Below are 19661 nucleotides of genomic sequence, written 5' to 3'. Positions count from 1 at the left end.
GTCACCCCGCCGCTGCCTGCTCCGCCGCTTCCTCGATCCGCTCCATGTCGTCGTCCGACAGGCCGAAATGGTGGCCGATTTCGTGGATCAGCACGTGAGTGACGATGTCGCCCAGCGTCTCCTCGTTCTCGGCCCAATAGTCGAGAATGGCGCGGCGATAGAGCGTGATGCGGTTCGGCCCCTCGCCGGTCTGCGGGTTCCAGCGCTCGGCGATGCCGCGCCCCTCGAACAGGCCAAGCAGGTCGAAGGGCGTCTCCAGCGACAGGTCGTCCATGATCTCGTCGGTCGGAAAATCGGCGATCTGGATGATGATCTCGCCGGTGAGCTTGCGGAACTCCTCCGGCAGATGGGCGTAGGCCTCCAGCGCCAGAAGTTCCATCTCGTCCATCGATGGCGAGAGTTGGTCGTGCCAGATGCGGGTCTTGTAGATGCGGGCCATGAGGTTTCCTTTGACCTCGGCATATAGGCTTTCGCGCCTGTCGAGGCAAATGGGCCCGGCTGGCTGGGTCTTGGAAGCTGAAAGCCGAAGGAATAAATTCCGCATATTGTACTTCCCGTACCCATCCGCTACCGTTCCGAGCGGAACTCGGTGAGTCGCTATGACTCGTCGAGATAACGGGAGCGCGGTGCCATACGGGCTACTGCGGCTGAGCGACTTGATCAATTGCAGCATGGTAGCGTTTGGAAGCTTCTGCTCCCAACTCATGAATGAGCTAATGCAGGTCGCACTACATTTGCGCGACACTGGAGATTATCAGGAGCTGGTGCCTGATGATAAGGCAGAGAAGGTTCAGAAGTGGCTTAGGCTCTGGCGACTAAGTTCCGTGGAGTTCGAACTAGATCACGTAACCAACTCAATTGACCGGCTAAGTAAGCGCCTTAATAATGGCGCTATGTATAGAGATTTAGAATACGGGTTCAACGCAATCAAAGATGCGCTAGATGATGGATTAGAAGGCCACTTCATATACCGGTATCCGGCTCATCGTGCGCGCATACTATCTGAATGGAAGAACGATTGGAGAGCGGTTTATACTCGGTTCCCGGAAAGTGTAAATGATATTCGTGTTGGGGTCGATCTGTGGGCGCTACAACATCATACTGCTTCTGTTTTTCACATGATGCGGGTTTTGGAGATTGGTCTGCGCGCACTTGCCCATGATTTGCAGTTGAGTTTTACGATAGAGAACTGGCAAAACATCGTAGACAGAATAGAGGCCGCAATTAAGCAGCAGCAAAAAAGTCTGCCGCGCGGTGAGGAAAGGAACAGCCGTCTACAATTCTTGGGAGAAGCCGCGAAGGAATTTTCATATTTTAAGGATGGCTGGCGGAACTACGTATCGCACAACAAGACCGACTATGACGAACATCAATCGCGTAGCGTGATGGAGCACGTTAGTCACTTCATGGCTATTCTTGCGAAGGGCTTGACGGTTTCGCAGGCCGAAGCAACCGGTCAAGGGCTTGATCAAACTTCTTCCGATCCTCTCCAGCACCAAGCTCCCGAGCGGTCTCAATGAACCGCTCGGATTGCTCTTTCTGACTAAGTGGCTTTGCCTTTTTGCCGCTTGGCTTTCGGGCGGTATTTCGACGGTCGCCAGACGCCATAAGGTGCCTCACCTCGCAGAAGTTGTTTGATAAGTCAGGCGCTTGCCCACGACGCCATCGAGGATGCGGTCGGCGCGCGCCTCGTCGTTCACGCCAAGTGCTACACGCTGATTGTGGCGGAAGTCGAATTCCGCAAGGTATCGGTGTAGGTGCTTTTCAGCGCAGTGCTGATAAGTGCCCTTCATGCCGCGCTTGAACACGCTGAAATAGCCTTCGATGGTGTTAGTGTGGACGCCGCCGCGCACATACTCGCCAGCCGAATGCTTGACGGTCATGTGGCTAAGGAAGGAAGCGCCGACAGCCGGATAAAGGCGGCTCTCGTCGGTGAACAGCATGCTTTCGTGCGCGATGTTGTCGGAAACCAGAGTGGCGATGTTCTCCTTGGTGGCTTGTGCGACATGGAAGGTGCGCACGTTGCCGCCGCGTTCGATCAAGCCAAGGATGGCGCGCTTCTCAGCCGCCTTACCCTGCTTGATGTAGGGACGGCCACGACGATGCTTAGACGGCTCTGGGTTGGCCTTCTTACCCCAATAGGTTTCGTCAGCCTCGACAATCAGACCGTTGCCACCAAGCGGGCCAAGGGTGCCGTCGCGCATGGCCTCACGAATGCGATGCGACATGAACCAAGCGGTTTTCAGGGTCACGCCAAGAGTGCGGTGAAGCTGGTTGCTTGAAATGCCCTTCTTTGACGAGGCGATCAGGAAAATCGCCTGCAACCAGAAATGCAGCGGAACGTGGCTGGCTTCGAAGATGGTGCCGACCTTGACCGTAAAGGGCTTGCGGCACTGGTAGCACTTGTAGGTGCCGATCCGGGTGCTCTTGCCTTCCATCTTCGAGATACGCTCGAAGCCGCCGCAATGCGGGCAGACGGGACCATTCGGCCAAATCCTGGCTTCGACAACCTTGTAGGCTTCTGCCTCATCGTGGAAATAGCGGTCTGAAAGAACGGACATCGGTCTAACTCCTTATGGAATCAACCTAATCCGGAATTTTGGGTACGTCAAGTATAATATGAGGAATAAATTCCTTGCGACTCCGCTTGACTCTTCCAGGCCCCTCTGGAATCTATAAGAACATAACAGGAACAAGTGCTGCCGAAAGTGAACGTCATGGCGATAAGCGCCGTGGCGCGGGAAACTGTTTTTGCCCTGCGCCGCCAGATCGCAAAGATCGAGGGAACGCTGCCCGAGCGCCTGGAAGCGCCGGCTTCCGGCGCGCCAAAAGCGATTCCAGGAACAGTGCGAAGCGGTTTTTCGTCCGGACTTGCAAAAAAACAAATAGCTGGCGATGCCGCGGGATCGGATGTCACCCCCGAAATCACCATCGTCCGGCGCGGCCTCGCTGTGGCCTCGCCGGATGCCTTCCTGCATACCGGCGTAGAACGCCTCGACACCGCCCTCGGCGGCGGCCTGCCCAAGGCGGCGCTCAGTGAAATCCATGGGCTGGAGACCCGCGATGCCGGCGCCGTGGCCGGCTTTGCGCTGTCGCTCGCCAGCCTGATCCTCCAACAGAAGCAGGGCCTGCCGGTCCTCTGGATCGGAACGGCGGAGATTTTCCGCGAGGCCGGCTTTCCCTATGCCAGGGGCCTCCACGCCTTCTTCGGCATCGAGCCCGAACAATTGCTGTTTTCCGAAGCGCCGAAACTGCTCGACGCGCTGTGGATCGCCGAGGAGGCCGCCCGCATGACGGCCTTCGCCGCCGTCCTCCTCGAGATCCGCGGCAGCCCGCGGCTTCTCGACCTTACCGCGACGCGGCGGCTGCACGCCCGCGCCCAGAGCGCCGGCCGGCCGGTATTTTTGCTGCGTCAGGCCGGCCAGGCCGAGCCCACCGCGGCGCCCGTGCGCCTCATTGTTTCGGCAGCGCCCGCGGCGAGCCGCGAAACGCTCGCCGGCGCGCTGGCCGGCTCGATCGGCCGCCCCGCCTTCACCGTCGATATCGGCAAGAGCCGCACGGCCCTGCCCGGACAATTCACACTGGAGTGGAACCCCGATGAGCACGCTTTTGCCGAAAGAAGGCCCGAGGAAGAGCGGGCAGCGAATTCTGTCGCTGTGGTTCCCCTATCTTTGCGCGGAGCGGATCCTGCGCCAGCGTCTGGGGCGGTCCTGGCGTTCCCGGCCCTCGCATCACCTGCCCCCATCTTGCCCACCGCTTGTGATCAGCCATCGCGACAGCAACGCCCAGCGCATCGCAGCCCTCGACGAGCGGGCTGAGGCGCTGAAGCTGAAGCGCGGCATGGGCATTGCCGACGCGCGCGCCATGCATCCGTCGATCGATGTGGTGGAGGCCGACCCGGAGGCCGACCGCCGCCTGCTCGAAGGCCTCGCCGACTGGTGCGACCGCTACACGCCGCTGGTGGCGATCGACGGCGAGGACGGGCTGTTTCTCGACGTCACCGGCTGCACGCACCTGTTTGGTGGCGAGCGGGCCATGCAGGACGAGATCCTCACCCGTTTCTTCCAGCAGGGTTTCGATGTTCGCGCCGGCCTCGCCTCGACGCCGGGCGCCGCCTGGGCGGCGGCGCGCTTCCACGGCGACCGCATCGTTGCCGGCGGCGAGGAGGCGGCGCTGCTTTCGCCCCTGCCGCTTTCGGCGCTGCGCATCGCGCCGGAAACCCGCGCCAGCCTGGAAAGCGTCGGCCTGCGCACGGCGGGGGCGGTGATGGCCGCACCCCGCGCGCCGCTCGCCCGCCGCTTCGGCGCCACCTTGCTTCTGCGCCTCGACCAGGCGCTCGGCCGGCTCGACGAGGCGGTGTCGCCGCGCCTTCCCGTGGCGCCGCTCTCGGTCGAGCGCCATCTTGCCGAGCCGATCGTGCTCACCGACGACATCGAGCGGCTGGTGAGCCGGCTTGCCGTTGCCTTGAAGGCCGACCTCGAGCGCCGCGGCGAAGGCGCGCGGGCGCTCGCCCTTCTCCTCTTCCGCGTCGACGGCGCCGTCAGCCGCATCGCGGTCGGCACCTCGCGGCCCATGCGCGAGCCGCAGCTGATCCGAAAGCTGTTTCACGAACGGCTGACCGCGCTGGAACAGACCATCGATGCCGGCTTCGGCTTCGACCTCGTGCGGCTGTCGGTGCTTTCGGTCGCCGCCTTCGACATGCTGCAGGCCGACCTTGCCGGCGAGACAAGCGACGATGACGCCGACATCGCTTTATTCGCCGACCGCGTGCGTGCCCGTCTCGGCGAAGCCGCCGTGCTGAAGCCGGTCGTCGTCGATAGCCACCTGCCGGAGCGCGCCGTTACCACGGTTCCTTTCGCGGAGGCGCCGCAAAGGCGCAGGCCGCCGAAGCCCGACCGGACAGCACCGCCGATGACCATCTTCCCGCCGGAGCGGCCGGTACGGCTGTTCCGCTCGCCCGAGCCGATCGAGGTGCCGGCGACCGAGATCCCCGAGGGCCCGCCGATGAATTTCCGCTGGCGGCGCGCGCTTTATCGCGTCGCCCGCGCCGAAGGGCCGGAGCGCATCGCCGCCGAATGGTGGCGGCAGCTGCCCGGTGAGGAAGAGGCGCCGACGCGCGACTATTACCGCATCGAGGACAGCGAAGGGCGCCGCTACTGGCTCTACCGCCAGGGCCTCTACAGCAGCGCCTCGCATGCCGCGCCGCGCTGGTTCATGCACGGCGTCTTCGCATGAACGCGCTGACCGCCATCCCCTATGCCGAGTTCGGCATCCAGTCGAACTTTTCCTTCCTGCGCGGCGCCTCCAAGCCCGAGGAGCTGGTGGTCACGGCGAAATTCCACGGCTTTTCCTCGATCGGCCTTGCCGACCGCAACACGGTCGCCGGCGTCGTGCGGGCCTGGCAGCAGGCCAGGGTCGAGAAGCTGCCCTATCATCCCGGTTGCCGCCTGGTTTTTTGCGACGGCACGCCGGACATTCTGGCTTACCCCCGCGACCGCAAGGGCTGGGGACATCTCTGCCGCATGCTGACGCAGGCCAATCTGCGCGACGAGAACGAGAAGGGCGCGACGCTGCTCGAACTCAACGACCTTCTCGAATGGGGCGATCTGATGTCGCTGGCGATCCTGCCCAACCTGTCGGGAGGCGCGGAAGACAATCTGACGCTCATTAGCCGGCTTAAGGATCGTTTCGGCGCCGCGCTTCGGCTTGCCGTGGCGCCTGATTACGGCGGCAACGACCGCTTCCGTATCGAGCAGGCGGCGGCGATGGCCCAACATCTGCACATCCCGCTGATGGCGACCAACGACGTGCTCTATCATGCCGCCGACCGCCGCCCGCTGCAGGACGTGCTGACCGCGATCCGCCTCAACACGCCGGTTTCCGAGGTCGGGCTGGAGCTGACGGCAAATGCCGAGCGTCATCTGAAGACGCCGCTGGAGATGGCGCGGCTTTTCCGCCGACACCCTGAAGCGCTGGCGGAGACGCTGCGCTTCGCCGACGAGCTCACCTTCTCGCTCAGCGACCTCGAATACAATTATCCGGACGAGCCGACGGAATCCGGGCTCGGACCGCAGGCCGAGCTCGAACGCCTGGCGCGGGAAGGAGCGGCCGTGCGCTATCCGGCCGGAATCCCGGAAGAAGTGCTGCGGCGCATCGGCAGCGAGCTCGCTTTGATCGAGCGGCTGAACTATGCGCGCTATTTCCTGACCGTCCACGACATCGTGAAATTCGCCCGCAGCAAGGGCATCCTTTGCCAGGGGCGCGGCTCGGCCGCCAATTCGGTCATTTGCTTCTGCATCGGCATCACCGAGGTCGGCCCTGACCGGATCGATGCCCTCTTCGAGCGCTTCATCTCCGAGAAACGTAACGAGCCTCCCGACATCGACGTCGACTTCGAGCATGAACGGCGCGACGAGGTCATCGCTTATATTTACGAGAAATACAGCGCCAAGCGCACGGCGCTGGCCGCCGCCGTCATCAGCTATCGCGGCCGCTCCGCCCTGCGCGAGGTGGCGAAGGCCATGGGCTTGTCCGAAGACGTCCGGAGCGCCCTGTCGAGCACCATCTGGGGCTGGTCGACCTCGGAGCTCGGCGAAAGGGAAGCCAATGCCGGCGGCCTCGACCGCGCCGATCCGCTGTCGCGGCAGGTGCTGGAACGCGCCAACGAGATCATCGGCTTCCCCCGCCATCTCTCCCAGCATGTCGGCGGCTTCGTCATCACCCGCGACCGGCTCGACGAGGTCGTGCCCATCGTCAAGACGGCGATGGAAGAGCGCAAGATGGTCGAGTGGGACAAGGACGATCTCGACGCGGTGAAGATCCTCAAGGTGGATGTGCTGGCGCTCGGCATGCTGACCTGCCTGAAGCGAGCCCTGACCTTGCTCACGCATCATTATCCGCAGGCGCGTGACAAATACGGCCGGCCGCATCAGTTGAGCTCGCTGCCGCCGGAGGACCCTCGCGTCTACGACATGATCTGCCGGGCCGACACGCTGGGCGTCTTCCAGATCGAATCGCGCGCCCAGATGTCGATGCTGCCGCGGCTTCAACCGCGTGAGTTCTACGATCTCGTCATCGAGGTGGCGATCGTGCGGCCCGGCCCGATCCAGGGCGACATGGTGCACCCCTATCTGCGTAGACGGCAGGGCAAGGAGCAAGCCGAATACCCGAAGCCGGAACTGAAGGAGATTCTCGGCAAGACGCTGGGCGTGCCGCTGTTCCAGGAGCAGGCGATGAAGATCGCCATCGTTGCCGGCGGCTTCCAGCCGGGCGAGGCCGATGAGCTGCGGCGCGCAATGGCCACCTTCAAGCGCACCGGCACAATCGGCAACTACCGCCAGCGCATGATCGACGGCATGGTCGACAAGGGCTACCAAAAGGAATTCGCCGAGCGTTGCTTCAAGCAGATCGAAGGCTTTGGCGAATATGGCTTTCCGGAAAGCCATGCCGCCTCCTTCGCGCTGCTGGTCTATGCCTCCTGCTGGTTCAAGACCTTCTATCCCGACGTGTTCTGCGCCGCGATTTTGAACTCGCAGCCGATGGGGTTCTATCAGCCGGCCCAGCTCGTTCGCGACGCGCGCGACCATGGCGTGGAGGTGCGCGAGGTCGATATCAACCATTCCGTCTGGGATTGCAGGCTGGAGGAGGCCGGTTTCGATCCTTCGCGCATCCTCGAACGCCATGCCTCGATGCGCGGCGTCATCGAGACGGCTCATGCGGTGCGGCTTGGCTTCCGTCAGATCAAGGGGCTTTCGGAGGAAGGGATGGAGGCCGCCGTCGCCCGGCGCGGCGACGGCTATCGATCGGTCAGGGATGTCTGGCTGCGTTCGGGCCTCGATGTTGGCGAGATCGAAAGGCTGGCCCAGGCAGACGTCTTCCGCTCGCTCGGCCTCGACCGCCGCGCGGCGCTCTGGGAGGTGCGCGCGCTGGACGGCAGGAGCGCAGCCGAGAAACTGCCGCTGTTCGACCAGCCCACGCTCCGCTTGCGCGAGCTGGAGCCCGAGACGAAGCTGCCGAAAATGCCGCTCGGCGAGCATGTCGTCCACGACTATCGCTCGCTCGGCCTGTCGCTGAAGGAACATCCCGTCGCCTTCCTGCGCGAGCGGCTTGACCGCGCCGGCATCACCCCTAATGTCCGCCTGCCGTCGGTGCGCGACGGCCGCCGCGTCACCGTCGCCGGCCTGGTGCTGGTGCGCCAGCGCCCCGGCAAGGGCAATGCGATCTTCCTAACGCTGGAGGACGAAAAGGCGATCGCCAATGTCATCATCTGGCCGCGCGTCTTCGACCGCTTCCGCTCTATCGTGATGGGCGCACGCTTCATCCGCGTCACCGGCAAGCTGCAGCAGGAATCGGATGTCATCCACATCGTCGCCGACAGGATCGAGGATTTGACGCCCTGGCTGAGCGTCCTCCTGCAGGAGCCGCCCACCATCGAGCATCAGCCCGCCGGGTCATCGAATGGACCGGAGCGCTCCGCGAACCGCAGCCTGCCGGTCGAGCGGCAGGATGTCGACGCCCTGTCGGGCGCGGCGCAACGGGTCATGCCCAAGGGGCGCAATTTCCAGTAGCGGCAACCGGCCCGCCGGCGCGATTCACGACGGACCGCCGAGCCGCGGCGGCGGCTTGAGCGCGTCTTCGGCCGAGATCGTGCGCGCTTCCGAAGGCAGCATGATCGGGATGCCGTCACGCACCGGATAGGCAAGCTTCGCCACGCGCGAGATCAGTTCGCTGCGCTCGGCGTCCCAGGTCAACGGTCCTTTGGTCAGCGGGCAGGCGAGCAGTTCCAGCAATTTCGGGTCGACCGTGGCTTTGCGCCCGTCACGTCCGTCCGCCATCTCGCTTTTCCATTGTCCAACTGCCGCCGGCCTAAGTGTTGAGATTCAGGTCAGGCCGATTTCACCTGAATCATTGCGCTTACTGCAGGCTCGAGCCAAAATCCTCATCCTCGCGCGCCAGCGTAATTTCGGTGATGGCGATCAGCGTCTCGGCGCGCGTCTTCAGGTCCGCCGCCTCGAGCAGGGCCTGCTTCTCGGCCGGCCCATAGGGCGCCATCATCGACAGCGCGTTGACCAGCATGGCGTTCTCCGCGCGGCTCACGCTTTCCCAGTCGGCCTCGAGGTCGTTGGCCTGCAGATAGGCGCGGAACGCCTTGAGCAGGGCAGGGCGGTCGACCTCGGCACCGGCCGGATCCTCCTCGAGATCGGCGAGGAAGGGTGCCATCCGGCATTGCCGGAACGGCGTCTTGACCGCCAGCTCATCCGTGACGCGGAAGCGGCACACGCCTTGCAGCGAGATCAGGTAGCGCCCGTCGCCGGTCTCGGCAAGCGAGATGATGCGCCCGGCACAGCCGACGCTGCAAAGCTCGGGCTCGCCGTCGTCGCGCAGCGCGCCGTCGAGGCTGGGCTGGATCATGCCGATCAACCGCGGCCCGGCCATCGCCTCATCGATCATCTCCAGGTAGCGCGGCTCGAAAATGTTGAGCGGCATGCGGCCGCCGGGCAGCAGCAGCGCCCCGGCGAGCGGAAACACCGGGATCCTCGACGGCAGATCCCTGGCGAGCCGGTAGCGGGCGTTTCCGACCTGCACCTCAACCCTCCGCCTGCACTTCAACTCTCGAAAGCGTCGCCGGGCAGCGCATCAATCTGCGATCTCCTCTTACGCAACCCAAGCCCGTTTAAACCCTCAACCGGCAGGGGCAAGCCGCTGCCGCCTATCTGGCGCAGTTGGCGCCTTGCGCAAGACCTCCTGGCAAAAGGGGCCGGCAGCCAAGCCGGCAAAACGCTCAGGAGAACAACAGCGACGACAGCTTGCGCCGCGCCGACAGCGTCGCCTCGTCGGTCATCCCCCATGCCTCGAAGAACTTCAAGAGCTGCGCACGCGCGCCATCGTCGTTCCACGTCCGGTCGGCCCTGACGATCGCCAGCAGGTTGTCGGCGGCCTGCATCCGCTCGCCGCGCGCATTCTGCACCATCGCCAGGTCGAACCGCGCCTGGTGATCGTTTGGATTGGCGGCGAGCCGGCGTTCGAACTCGGCCGGATTGCCGAGCGCGGCGGCTTCCGCCGCGAGCGTCATCTTGGCGCGCAGAGCGGCAAGCGCCGGCGCATCCTTCTTGTCCTCCGGCGCCTTGGCAAGCACCGCCTCGGCGCCTTGGCTGTCGCCGGCCTCGAAAAGGATCTCGCCGAGCCCGGCGATGGCCTCGATGGTTTCGGGCGACTGCTCGAGGATCGCATCATAGATGTCGGCCGCGGTCTGGGTGTCGCCTGCCTCGCGCGCCTCGGCGGCCGCGGCCAGCGCTTCGGTGATCTGCGGCGCGCCGCCGCCCTTGCCGCCGACCTTCTGGATGAACTGCGTGATCTGGCTTTCCGGAATGGCGCCCATGAAGCCGTCGACCGGCTGGCCGTCCTTGAAGGCGATGACCGCGGGAATCGACTGGATGCCGAGCTGGCCGGCGACCGAGGGATGGTCGTCGATGTTCATCTTGACCAGCCTGACCTTGCCGCCGGCAGCCTTGACCGCCTTTTCGAGCTGCGGCGTCAGCTGCTTGCACGGGCCGCACCAAGGCGCCCAGAAGTCGACCAGCACCGGCTGGCGGCGCGATTCCTGGATGACGTCGGCCGCGAACGTCGCGGTCGTCGTGTCCTTGACGAGATCCGTGGCCGCAGGCGCCTCGCCGAGCGAGACCTTGCCGCGGTCCGCCCCGCCATATTGCACGGATTGGGCGTACTGGCCGGCATTGCCGCCAAATGAGCCGCTGAACGGATTGTTGTCACTCATGTCGTCGCCCTTTCGGTCGCGTCGTCGCCGGCTTCGGGGTGCGGCGCGTTATTATCGGATTTCGGTTTCGCCATCCATGTGGCGATCAGCCCGAGACTTTCAAGATAACAGGATCGTGGCCCGTTGCCTCGACGAATTTGACGAGATCGGCAGCGGCGATGGCCGTCGTCGCCTCATTGGTCAGCGGATGGCCGTTGATGACGTCGTGGCTCATCAATTCCTGGTCCAGAACCACCTTGATCCGCCCGGCCGTGTCGTTGATCAGGCCGAAGATGGTAACCGCGCCGGGAATGACGCCGAGCAGCTCCATCAGCATTTCCGGCTTGCCGAAGGAGACGCGGCTGGCGGCGCCGATCAGATGGTGGATCTGCTTGAGGTCCACCACGGCCTCCTCGCCGACGGTGACGAGAAAGTAATTGTCCTTCTTGTCCTTGAGGAAGAGGTTCTTGGTGTGGCCGCCCGGGATCTCTCCGCGCAGCGCCTGCGAATCGGCGACCGTGAACAAGGGCGGGTGGCGCACCGTCGAGACGGAAATGCCGAGATCGGCAAGAAATGCGTAAAGCTCGGCTTCGGTCTTCGGCATCGGTCCTCGCATCATCGGGAAAGCTTGTGCCGTTTACGGCCAACGATGCCCTTGGGGCAAGATCGCCCGGCTGGGCCAACGCAATCCGCCGGCTCGAAACCAACCTTCCCTATAGGAAGAGCTAGCTCCAAAAAGACCGTCATTTCCCTGTTGCAATCGCCGCGCTCTTCGGCCATATAGGCGCGGCTTGCGGCCCAAGGCCGCGCGAGCGGGTGTAGCTCAGGGGTAGAGCACAACCTTGCCAAGGTTGGGGTCGGGCGTTCGAATCGCCTCACCCGCTCCAGTTTCCTTCAGGGAATCAAGCAAACGAAAAGCCGCGGTTCGCCGCGGCTTTTTCGCGTTTGTAGCCTTCAGAACAAGATTCCGTTGCGCGCCGTCCCCCATACTGTGGCGACGCAGTGAACGATCCCGATCGGCAGCGCCAGCAACGGCTTGGAGCGGATCAGAAGGATATAGATCGTGAATTGGGCGCATGCCGCGAGCAGCCCAGGCAAAGCGCCAGCGCCCGCCATCATCAGCAGCATCATCCAGGGGACCACGACGAAACCGGGAACGTTCGTTCCGTGCCCTGCGCCCATCGTGAAAAGCGCGATGAGGAACCCGACAAGGCCCACGCCGACGCCGGCCGCGATTGTCTTCAGCATGACGCTGCTCTCCGCGATCTGTGGCTCGGCCCATGCTGGCCGGGCAAAATAGAGGAACGTCGCGACGGAAAGGAAGCGCCCTGCCGCCCACTCCTGACGGTTTGGCGCCTTTGCTGGAACAATTCCAGGAAAGTCCCTAACGGCTCGCCGCTCTCGCCGAAGCCTTCAGTCCGGAATTGCGCAAAAAAGGAAGTCGAGCGGTTCGGCGTTTCATAAAACGAACCGCTCTACCCAAGCCTCGCCCTCGTCGTCCTCGGCGTCGCCAACAGCAGGCTCGTCTCGCTGCCGGTGATCCCGGGGATCAGCCGGATGCGACGCAGCACGGCGTCGAAGTCCGTGAGTGAGGCGGTGCCGAGCTCGACCACCAGGTCCCAGCGGCCGTTGGTGGTGTGGATGGTCGACACCTCGGGAAAACCGCCGAGCGCCCTGATGACGCGATCCGCGGCATGGCCCTCGATCTCGATCATCATGACGCCGCGTATCTTCTGGTCGACCGCGTCGGCGCGTAACACCACCGTGTAGCCGATGATCTCCCCGGATTTCTCCAGCCGCTCCATGCGCCCCCTGACCGTCGCGCGCGAGACGCCGAGATCGAGCGCGAGATCGGAGACGCTGCGCCGCGCATCGTGCCTCAGAAGCGTCACCAGTCTCTCGTCGAGCGCGTCCATGTTGACCATTTCGAACAGCCGATATGCCCACTATGATAGATCGGCCTTTTCGAAATGCCAATTTACCCTATTCAAACCGCCAGGCAGCGGTGGTTCACTCCGGCAAATCAAACGCAAAAGCGGAAAGAAGTGATGCGCTGCAGGATCGTTGGCGCGCCGGTGCAGGACGGCGCGGGCCGGATGGGATGCGAAATGGGGCCGAGCGCGCTGCGCACAGCGGGGCTTGTCGCGGTGCTGTCGGAGCTCGGCCATGAGGTCGAGGACTGGGGCGCGGTTGAGAAGGCGGCGGCGCGCCCTGTCGCTCATGGCAATCTCGCCCTGAAGGCGCTGCCCGAAATCTCCGCCTGGACGGCGGCGATTTCCGAGACCGCCTACGCGGCTTCGAGGGATGCCATGCCGATCTTCCTCGGCGGCGACCACTCGATCTCCGCCGGCACCGTCTCCGGCGTGGCGCGCCGCGCCGCCGAACGCGGCCGGCCGCTCTTCGTGCTGTGGCTCGACGCCCACCCGGACTTCCACACGCTCGACACCACCACCAGCGGCAATCTGCACGGCGTGCCGCTCGCCTATGCCAGCGGCCGCCCCGGCTTCAACGGCTATTTCCCCGACCTGCCCGCCGCAGTCGACCCGGCCCGCGTCTGCACCATGGGCCTGCGCAGCGTCGATCCGGCCGAGCGCCGCGCGCTGAAGGACGCGGGCGTGACCGTGCATGACATGCGCGCCATCGACGAGCACGGCATCGCCCCGCTGCTGCGCGCTTTCCTGGCCAGGATCGAAGAGGCAAACGGGCTGCTGCATGTCAGCCTTGACGTCGACTTCCTCGACCCCTCGATCGCGCCGGCCGTCGGCACCACCGTGCCGGGCGGCGCCACCTTCCGCGAGGCGCATCTGGTGATGGAGATGCTCTCCGACGGCGGCCTGGTCTCCAGCCTCGACCTGGTCGAACTGAACCCGTTCCTCGACGAACGCGGCCGTACCGCGACCCTGATGGTCGACCTTACCGCCAGCCTGATGGGCCGCCGCATCATGGACCGCCCGACCCGCAGCCATTCCGGAAGCCTCTGATCATGACCCAGCCGTCCCGCCTTGCCATCGTCCCCTTCGTCAGCGTCGACCGCATGATGAAGCTTGTGCTCGCCATCGGCCTCGAGCGCTTCCTCACCGAGCTTGCCGGCTATATCGAGGAGGATTTCCGCCGCTGGGAGCTGTTCGACAAGACGCCGCGCGTCGCCTCGCACAGCCATGACGGCGTCATCGAGCTGATGCCGACCAGCGACGGCCGCCTCTACGGCTTCAAATATGTCAACGGCCACCCGAAGAACATGCGCGAAGGCCGCCAGACCGTCACCGCCTTCGGCGTGCTCGCCGATGTCGGCTCCGGCTATCCGATGCTCTTGACCGAGATGACGATCCTGACGGCGCTGCGCACCGCCGCGACCTCGGCGGTTGCCGCCAAATATCTGGCACCGAAAGGGTCGCGCGCCATGGCCATCATCGGCAACGGCGCCCAGTCCGAGTTCCAGGCCGTCGCGTTCAAGGCGCTGCTCGGCATCGACCGGCTGCGGCTCTACGACATCGACCGCTCTGCTTCCGAAAAATGCGCCCGCAACCTCGCCGGCAAGGGCTTCGACATCACCATCTGTTCGACCGGGCAGGACGCGGTGGAAGGCGTCGACATCATCACCACGGTGACCGCCGACAAGCAGTACGCCACCATCCTCACCGACAACATGGTCGGTTCCGGAGTCCACATCAACGCCGTCGGCGGCGACTGTCCCGGCAAGACCGAGCTGCACCGCGATATCCTTTTGCGCTCCGACATCTTCGTCGAGTTTCCGCCGCAGACGCGCATCGAGGGCGAGATCCAGCAGCTCGACGCCGATCATCCGGTCACCGAGCTGTGGCAGGTCATGACCGGCCAGGCCGAGGGCCGCAAGACGAAGGAGCAGATCACGCTGTTCGATTCCGTCGGCTTCGCAACGGAGGATTTTTCCGCGCTGCGCTATGTCCGCGACCAGCTCCAGGCGACCGGCCTCTACGAGGAGCTCGACCTGCTCGCCGACCCCGACGAGCCGCGCGACCTGTTCGGCATGCTACTGAGGGCCGCCATGCAACCTGCCGCGTGAGGGAATGAGCGCGTGATCTCCCCCTTGCGGGGGGAGATGGCCGGCAGGCCAGAGGGGGTCGCCTCGCGTGGAGCGCCAACCTCCATCTGCCACAGCAGGCCGAGCCCAGTCGGACCGACCCCCTCTGTCGCCTTCGGCGACATCTCCCCCTCAAGGGGGGAGATTACACGCTACTTCTGCACCGCCGCGCAGCTTTCCCTCTCCACCAGCACTGGCGCCAGCACCTCGCGGCGCGACGGCGCCTCGGGCTCGCCGACGCGCTCGAGCAGCAGGCTGACCGCCCGCGTTCCGATCTTTTCGACCGGCTGCGCGATCGTCGTCAGCGGCGGCCATGTGGTGACCGCATAGGGGATGTCGTCGAAACCGATCAGCGACATGTCGTCGGGCACCCGCAAGCCGCGCGTGCGCAGCGCGGTGATGGCGCCCATGGCCATCAAATCGTTGCAGGCGAACACCGCCGTGATCTCCGGCGCCTGCGCCATCAGCCGCTCCATCGCCAGGCGGCCGCCGGCGAAATGATAGTCGGAATCGACCACCGACGAGGCAGGCAGGTCGAGACCTGCCTCCGCGAGTGCCCGGGTAAAACCGCGCAGGCGGGCCGGGCTGGAGCTCGAATCGCGCGGACCGCCGATGACGCCGATTTTGCTGTGGCCGAGCCCGACCAGTTGGCGCCCGGCGAGATAGCCGCCGTGATCGTGGTCGACCAGCACGGAATCGACATGGACAGAATGGATCTCGCGGTCGAGCAGCACCGCCGGCAGGGCGGCGGACAGGTGCGAGAACACCCGCGCATGGTCTGACGAACCGGCGAAGATCAGCCCGTCGATCTGCTTTGCCATCAACACCGACAGATAGCGCTCTTCCTTCTCGGCGCTGCCATCCGAGTTGCACAGGATCACCGTATAGCCGGCCACGAAGCCGGCATCCTCGATCTGGCGCGCCACGCTGGCGAAGAACGGGTTGGAATTGTCCGGGAGCAGCAGGCCGATGGTCTTGGTCTCCCCGCGCCTCAGACTCCGCGCCAGCGAGTTCGGGCTGTAGCGCAGGGCGGTGATCGCGGCGCGCACGCGCTCGGCCGTCTCCGGCTCGACATGGCGCGTGCGGTTCATCACATGCGAGACCGTTGCGACGGACACCCCCGCATAGCGCGCGACATCGGCAATTGTGGTCATGGTTCCCTCTGACCCTCTAGCGGATCCTCCGCAACAGCCTCTCCCGATAAGCGTCTAGGATGACGGCGAGCACGATGACAAGGCCAATCACGATCGGTTTGAAATTGTCGCCGACGCCGAGCAACTGCAGCCCGGTGCTGAGCACCTGCAGGATGCAGGCGCCGACCAGCGTGCCGATGATCGAGCCCTTGCCGCCGCTGAGGCTGGTGCCGCCGATGATGACGGCGGCGATTGCATTGAGCTCGTAGCCGACGCCTGCGATCGGGCTGCCGATGTTCAAGCGCAGCAGATAGACCATGGCCGCGATGCCGGCCGTCAGGCCGCCGATGGTGAAGGCCGCGACCTTGTAGAAATCCGGATTGTGGCCGGAGAGGCGCACCGCCTCGTCATTGGTGCCGACCGCGAAGATCATGCGGCCGAACACGGTGAAGCGCAGCACGAACCAGCCGGCCGCGATCACCAGCACCGCGACCAGAAAGATCGACGGCAGGAAGCCGCCGATGATCAGATTGCCGAAATCGACGAAACTCTGCGGCAGGCCGGTGATGGTCGAATTGTCGCTGACCACGCGCGCGGCGCCCGCCGCCATGTTGAGCATGCCGAGCGTGACGATGAAGGACGGGATCTTCCAGCGCGTCGAGATCCAGCCGTTGAGGAAGCCGCAGGCAGCACCGGTCGCCATGCAGGCGAGCAGCGCCAAAGTGATCGCGACGGCCGGCGACAGGCTTTCGTCGATCATGACGGTGGCGCCGACCACGGTGCAGAGCGCCAGCACCGAGCCGACCGAAAGGTCGATGCCGCCGGTGAGAATGACGAAGGTCATGCCGGCGGCGAGCACCGTGTTGATGGCGATCTGCACGAAGATCTTCAGCGCATTGCCGGGCGTGGCGAAGTAAGGCGCTGTGAGCGAGAAGAACAGCGTGATCAGCACCAGCGCCAGAAGCACGCCGGCGTCGCGGATCAGGAAGCGCAGGAACTTCGCCCTGCCGGGAGAAACAGGCGCCGACACGAGGGTTTCGGACGTCTCGCTCATGGTCGCACATACTCCTGGTAGGCGAGCGACAGGATGCGCTCCTGGTCGAATTCGGCTCGCGGCACCTCGCCGACGATTTTGTTCTTGGAAAAGACGATGATGCGGTGGCACATGCCCATCAGCTCCGGCAGGTCGGAAGACACCATGATGATGCCTTTTTGAGCCGCCGCTAGCATCCACAGAAGCTGGTAGATCTCGCGCCGCGCGCCGATGTCGACGCCGCGCGTCGGCTCGTCGAGGATCAGTGTCGAGGTGCCGCGGAACAGCCACTTGGCCAGTACCACCTTCTGCTGGTTGCCGCCCGAGAGGTTGCGCACCGCCTGCTCGATCGAGCTTGCCTTGACGCGCAGCTGGCCGATGAGATCGTTCGCTGCCGCAGCTTCGGCCCGGCGGTTGACCAGCCCGTGGCGCGACACCTTGCCGAGATCGGTGATGGTGATGTTCTTGTCCACGGCCAGATCGAGCAGCAGGCCCTGGCCTTTGCGATCCTCGGTAAGCAGGCTGAGCCCATGCCGCACGGCATCCTTGGGCGCCGTGATCGCCACCGGCTTGCCGTCGATCTCGACGACGCCGTCGAGCCTCGGATCGGCGCCGAACAGGGCCCGCATGGCTTCGGTCCGGCCGCTGCCGACCAGACCGGCCACGCCCAAGATCTCGCAGTGGCGGACGTTGAAGGAAATTTCGGGCGTCACGCCGCTGCGCTTCAGATTGGTCACGCTGAGCGCGACCTTGCCCGGCACGATCGAGGCGTCGAAGCCGAATTCGTCGGCGATGTCGCGGCCGATCATCATGCGCACGACATCCGGCACGCTGAGGCCGTGGAGGTCGCGGGTCGCGACCAGCCTGCCGTTGCGCAAGATTGTCACCCGGTCGCCGATCTCGAACACTTCGTGCAGCCGGTGCGAGATGTAGATGATGGTGACGCCCCTGGCCTTCAGCCGCTTGATGATAGCGAACAGCCGCCCGATCTCCGGCGGCGTCAGCGTCGCCGTCGGCTCGTCGAGCACCAGCAGCTTGCTGTCGTAGCTCAGCGCCTTGGCGATCTCGACCAGCTGCATCTGCGCGACGCCAAGCGCTTCGACCCGCGTCCTCGGATCGACATCGAGCCCGACTTCCTTGAGCAGCGCGACGGCGCGCCGGTTGAGCGCCTTGCGGTCGACGATGCCGAAGGCGCGGCGCGGCAGGTTTTCCAGCATCAGGTTCTCGGCGATGCTGAGATAGGGCAGTAGGTTCAGCTCCTGGTGCACGATGCGGATGCCGCTTAGCTGCGCGTCATGCGGCGTCTTCGGCTGATAGGGCTGGCCGTTGAAGGCGATCGTCCCGCTGTCCGGCTGGTAAATGCCGGCCAAGAGCTTGATCAGCGTCGATTTGCCGGCGCCGTTCTCGCCGAGGACGATATGCGTCTCGCCGCGCGCGATCGACAGCGAGACGTCGCTCAGCGCGACCACGCCGGGAAAGATTTTTCCTACCCCTTCAAGGGAAAGAACCACATCGTCCATGCAGCAATCCTGAATGGCGCTCATCGCCGCCGGCTGCTTGCCGGCGGCGATGATGAGACAAGCCAATGGATGGCGCCAGAGGGAGTCCCGGCGCCTGTGCTCGCCTCAGGCGGTGATCAGCTTGACGTCGGTCTTGACCCAGCCCGAGAACTTCTCGCCGGCAAGCTCGCGCAGGCCGTAGTCGATGCCCATGGCCGCCATCTGCGCGCCATACTGCTCGACCGTGGCGAGCATCTTGCCTTCCTTGAGCAGCGGGCCGACGGCCGGAATGTTGTCGAAGCCGACCACCTTGATCTGACCCGACTTGCCGGCCGCGTCGATCGCCTTGACCACGCCGAGCGCCATCGAGTCGTTTGCCGCCATCACGCCCTGGATGTCCGGGTGCTGCGTCAGGAAGTTGGTCATCAGCGTGTTGGCTTCCTCGGTCTCCCAATGCGCGGTCTTGGAATCGAGCAGGTCGAGGCCGTGCTCCTTCACCGAATCGTCGAAGCCGAGCTTGCGCTGCTTGGCGTTGTCGGCTTCCGGATTGCCTTCGAGGATGACGACCTTGCCACCCTTGCCCAGCGCCTTGCCGAGCGCGTCGCCGGCGAGCTTGGCGCCGGCTCGGTTGTCCGGCCCGAAGAAGGCAAGGTCGATGCCGGCCTTCTTCTTGGCCTCATCGTCGAGCGCGACGTCGATGTTGATGACCTTGATGCCGGCCTTCAGCGCCTTGGCGATCGGCGTGACCATCGCCTTCGAATCGGCCGGCGCCACGACGATGATGTTGTAGTTCTGGGTGATGAAGTTCTCGATCGCATCGACTTGCGCGGCGAAATCGCGCTCGTCCTTCATGCCGACGGCGGCGAAATCGAACTTGTCCTTGTTCTTGGCCGCATAGTCCTCCGCGCCGGCCTGCATCTGCTTGAAGAACTCGTTGGCCAAAGACTTCATGACCAGGCCTACCTTCGGCTTGTCGGCCGCAAACGCCGGACCGAACGGCAGCGCAAGCGCGCCGGCCGCCAGCGCGCTTGTCTTGAGGAACCGACGACGCGAAAACGATCCCAGGTCGAGCCCGCGGGTATTTGAAACCTTGCTCATGCTTTCCTCCTCCTGAATGGGCGTAATCGGTTACGTAACCGATTACGCCAAAAACTACTGCTTGTCTTCGTCGGATGTCAACATG

General features: G+C 64.5%; 18 protein-coding genes and 1 tRNA gene. 7 read left to right on the top strand and 12 right to left on the bottom strand.

The features are described from left to right. Position 1 precedes the first annotated feature (1 nt). Positions 2-439 (bottom strand): metallopeptidase family protein, encoded by a 438-nt coding sequence (locus P9230_RS24400; protein WP_066991616.1) that lies wholly within the window; start codon positions 437-439, stop codon positions 2-4. Between the two features lie 277 nt (positions 440-716). On the opposite strand from P9230_RS24400, the gene P9230_RS24395 reads away from it, so the two are divergent. Next, a complete protein-coding gene (locus P9230_RS24395) occupies positions 717-1520 on the top strand; it encodes a hypothetical protein (protein WP_278120930.1) in 804 nt (267 codons plus the stop codon). A 96-nt stretch (positions 1521-1616) separates the two neighbouring features. On the opposite strand, the gene P9230_RS24390 is transcribed toward P9230_RS24395, so the two are convergent. Continuing rightward, positions 1617-2561: an IS1595 family transposase gene (locus tag P9230_RS24390; RefSeq protein ID WP_278120929.1), complete on the bottom strand. Its 945-nt coding sequence runs from the start codon at positions 2559-2561 to the stop codon at positions 1617-1619. A 156-nt stretch (positions 2562-2717) separates the two neighbouring features. Between P9230_RS24390 and P9230_RS24385 the strand changes: the two genes are divergently transcribed. The 3 genes from P9230_RS24385 to P9230_RS24375 are packed head-to-tail and all read left to right on the top strand — an operon-like array spanning position 2718 to position 8567. Further along, a complete protein-coding gene (locus P9230_RS24385) occupies positions 2718-3818 on the top strand; it encodes a hypothetical protein (RefSeq protein ID WP_067324624.1) in 1101 nt (366 codons plus the stop codon). After that, positions 3760-5235 (top strand): DUF6504 family protein, encoded by a 1476-nt coding sequence (locus P9230_RS24380; RefSeq protein ID WP_095825139.1) that lies wholly within the window; start codon positions 3760-3762, stop codon positions 5233-5235. The genes P9230_RS24385 and P9230_RS24380 overlap by 59 nt, the downstream gene beginning before the upstream one ends. Beyond that, positions 5232-8567 (top strand): error-prone DNA polymerase, encoded by a 3336-nt coding sequence (locus P9230_RS24375; protein WP_278120928.1) that lies wholly within the window; start codon positions 5232-5234, stop codon positions 8565-8567. Before P9230_RS24380 ends, P9230_RS24375 begins: the two co-directional genes overlap by 4 nt. Positions 8568-8591: 24 nt before the next feature. Here P9230_RS24375 and P9230_RS24370 read toward each other — a convergent pair whose 3' ends face one another. From P9230_RS24370 to P9230_RS24355, 4 genes are all read right to left on the bottom strand, one after another. Next, the gene (locus tag P9230_RS24370) at positions 8592-8834 is read right to left on the bottom strand and encodes a Trm112 family protein (protein WP_067323589.1); all 243 of its coding nucleotides are present in this window, start codon (positions 8832-8834) and stop codon (positions 8592-8594) included. A gap of 79 nt (positions 8835-8913) precedes the next feature. Continuing rightward, entirely contained in the window at positions 8914-9585 is a 672-nt protein-coding gene (locus P9230_RS24365; RefSeq protein WP_095777066.1) for an LON peptidase substrate-binding domain-containing protein, read from the bottom strand. A gap of 196 nt (positions 9586-9781) precedes the next feature. Then, positions 9782-10774 carry a thioredoxin gene (trxA, locus tag P9230_RS24360; protein WP_278120927.1) on the bottom strand — a complete coding sequence of 331 codons (993 nt, stop codon included), beginning with the start codon at positions 10772-10774 and terminating at the stop codon, positions 9782-9784. A gap of 85 nt (positions 10775-10859) precedes the next feature. Continuing rightward, positions 10860-11357: a prolyl-tRNA synthetase associated domain-containing protein gene (locus P9230_RS24355; RefSeq protein WP_067323583.1), complete on the bottom strand. Its 498-nt coding sequence runs from the start codon at positions 11355-11357 to the stop codon at positions 10860-10862. Between the two features lie 208 nt (positions 11358-11565). On the opposite strand from P9230_RS24355, the gene P9230_RS24350 reads away from it, so the two are divergent. Then, a tRNA-Gly gene (locus P9230_RS24350) sits at positions 11566-11640 on the top strand. Positions 11641-11707: 67 nt separating this feature from the next. Here P9230_RS24350 and P9230_RS24345 read toward each other — a convergent pair. Beyond that, on the bottom strand, positions 11708-12001 hold the full coding sequence (locus tag P9230_RS24345; RefSeq protein ID WP_278120926.1) for a hypothetical protein: 294 nt from the start codon (positions 11999-12001) through the stop codon (positions 11708-11710). 227 nt (positions 12002-12228) lie between these two features. After that, positions 12229-12669: an Lrp/AsnC family transcriptional regulator gene (locus P9230_RS24340; protein ID WP_127325180.1), complete on the bottom strand. Its 441-nt coding sequence runs from the start codon at positions 12667-12669 to the stop codon at positions 12229-12231. A gap of 132 nt (positions 12670-12801) precedes the next feature. On the opposite strand from P9230_RS24340, the gene rocF reads away from it, so the two are divergent. Beyond that, positions 12802-13734 carry an arginase gene (rocF, locus tag P9230_RS24335; protein ID WP_278085977.1) on the top strand — a complete coding sequence of 311 codons (933 nt, stop codon included), beginning with the start codon at positions 12802-12804 and terminating at the stop codon, positions 13732-13734. Between the two features lie 2 nt (positions 13735-13736). Next, a complete protein-coding gene (locus P9230_RS24330) occupies positions 13737-14795 on the top strand; it encodes an ornithine cyclodeaminase (RefSeq protein ID WP_067323575.1) in 1059 nt (352 codons plus the stop codon). A 170-nt stretch (positions 14796-14965) separates the two neighbouring features. On the opposite strand, the gene P9230_RS24325 is transcribed toward P9230_RS24330, so the two are convergent. The 4 genes from P9230_RS24325 to P9230_RS24310 all read right to left on the bottom strand — a co-directional run bounded on the left by P9230_RS24325 (position 14966) and on the right by P9230_RS24310 (position 19576). Further along, positions 14966-15967, bottom strand: coding sequence for a substrate-binding domain-containing protein (locus P9230_RS24325; protein ID WP_278120925.1), 1002 nt, complete (start codon positions 15965-15967; stop codon positions 14966-14968). Between the two features lie 16 nt (positions 15968-15983). Continuing rightward, positions 15984-17000: an ABC transporter permease gene (locus tag P9230_RS24320; protein WP_067323574.1), complete on the bottom strand. Its 1017-nt coding sequence runs from the start codon at positions 16998-17000 to the stop codon at positions 15984-15986. Then, positions 16997-18499, bottom strand: coding sequence for a sugar ABC transporter ATP-binding protein (locus P9230_RS24315; protein ID WP_278120961.1), 1503 nt, complete (start codon positions 18497-18499; stop codon positions 16997-16999). Before P9230_RS24315 ends, P9230_RS24320 begins: the two co-directional genes overlap by 4 nt. A 105-nt stretch (positions 18500-18604) precedes the next feature. Next, positions 18605-19576 (bottom strand): sugar ABC transporter substrate-binding protein, encoded by a 972-nt coding sequence (locus P9230_RS24310; RefSeq protein ID WP_095776731.1) that lies wholly within the window; start codon positions 19574-19576, stop codon positions 18605-18607. Between the last annotated feature and the right edge of the window lie 85 nt (positions 19577-19661).

The organism is Mesorhizobium sp. WSM4887 (genome assembly GCF_029625865.1).
GTDB lineage: Bacteria > Pseudomonadota > Alphaproteobacteria > Rhizobiales > Rhizobiaceae > Mesorhizobium.
Note: the sequence above shows the minus strand (reverse complement) of the source record. Positions and strands in the feature narration are given on the sequence as shown.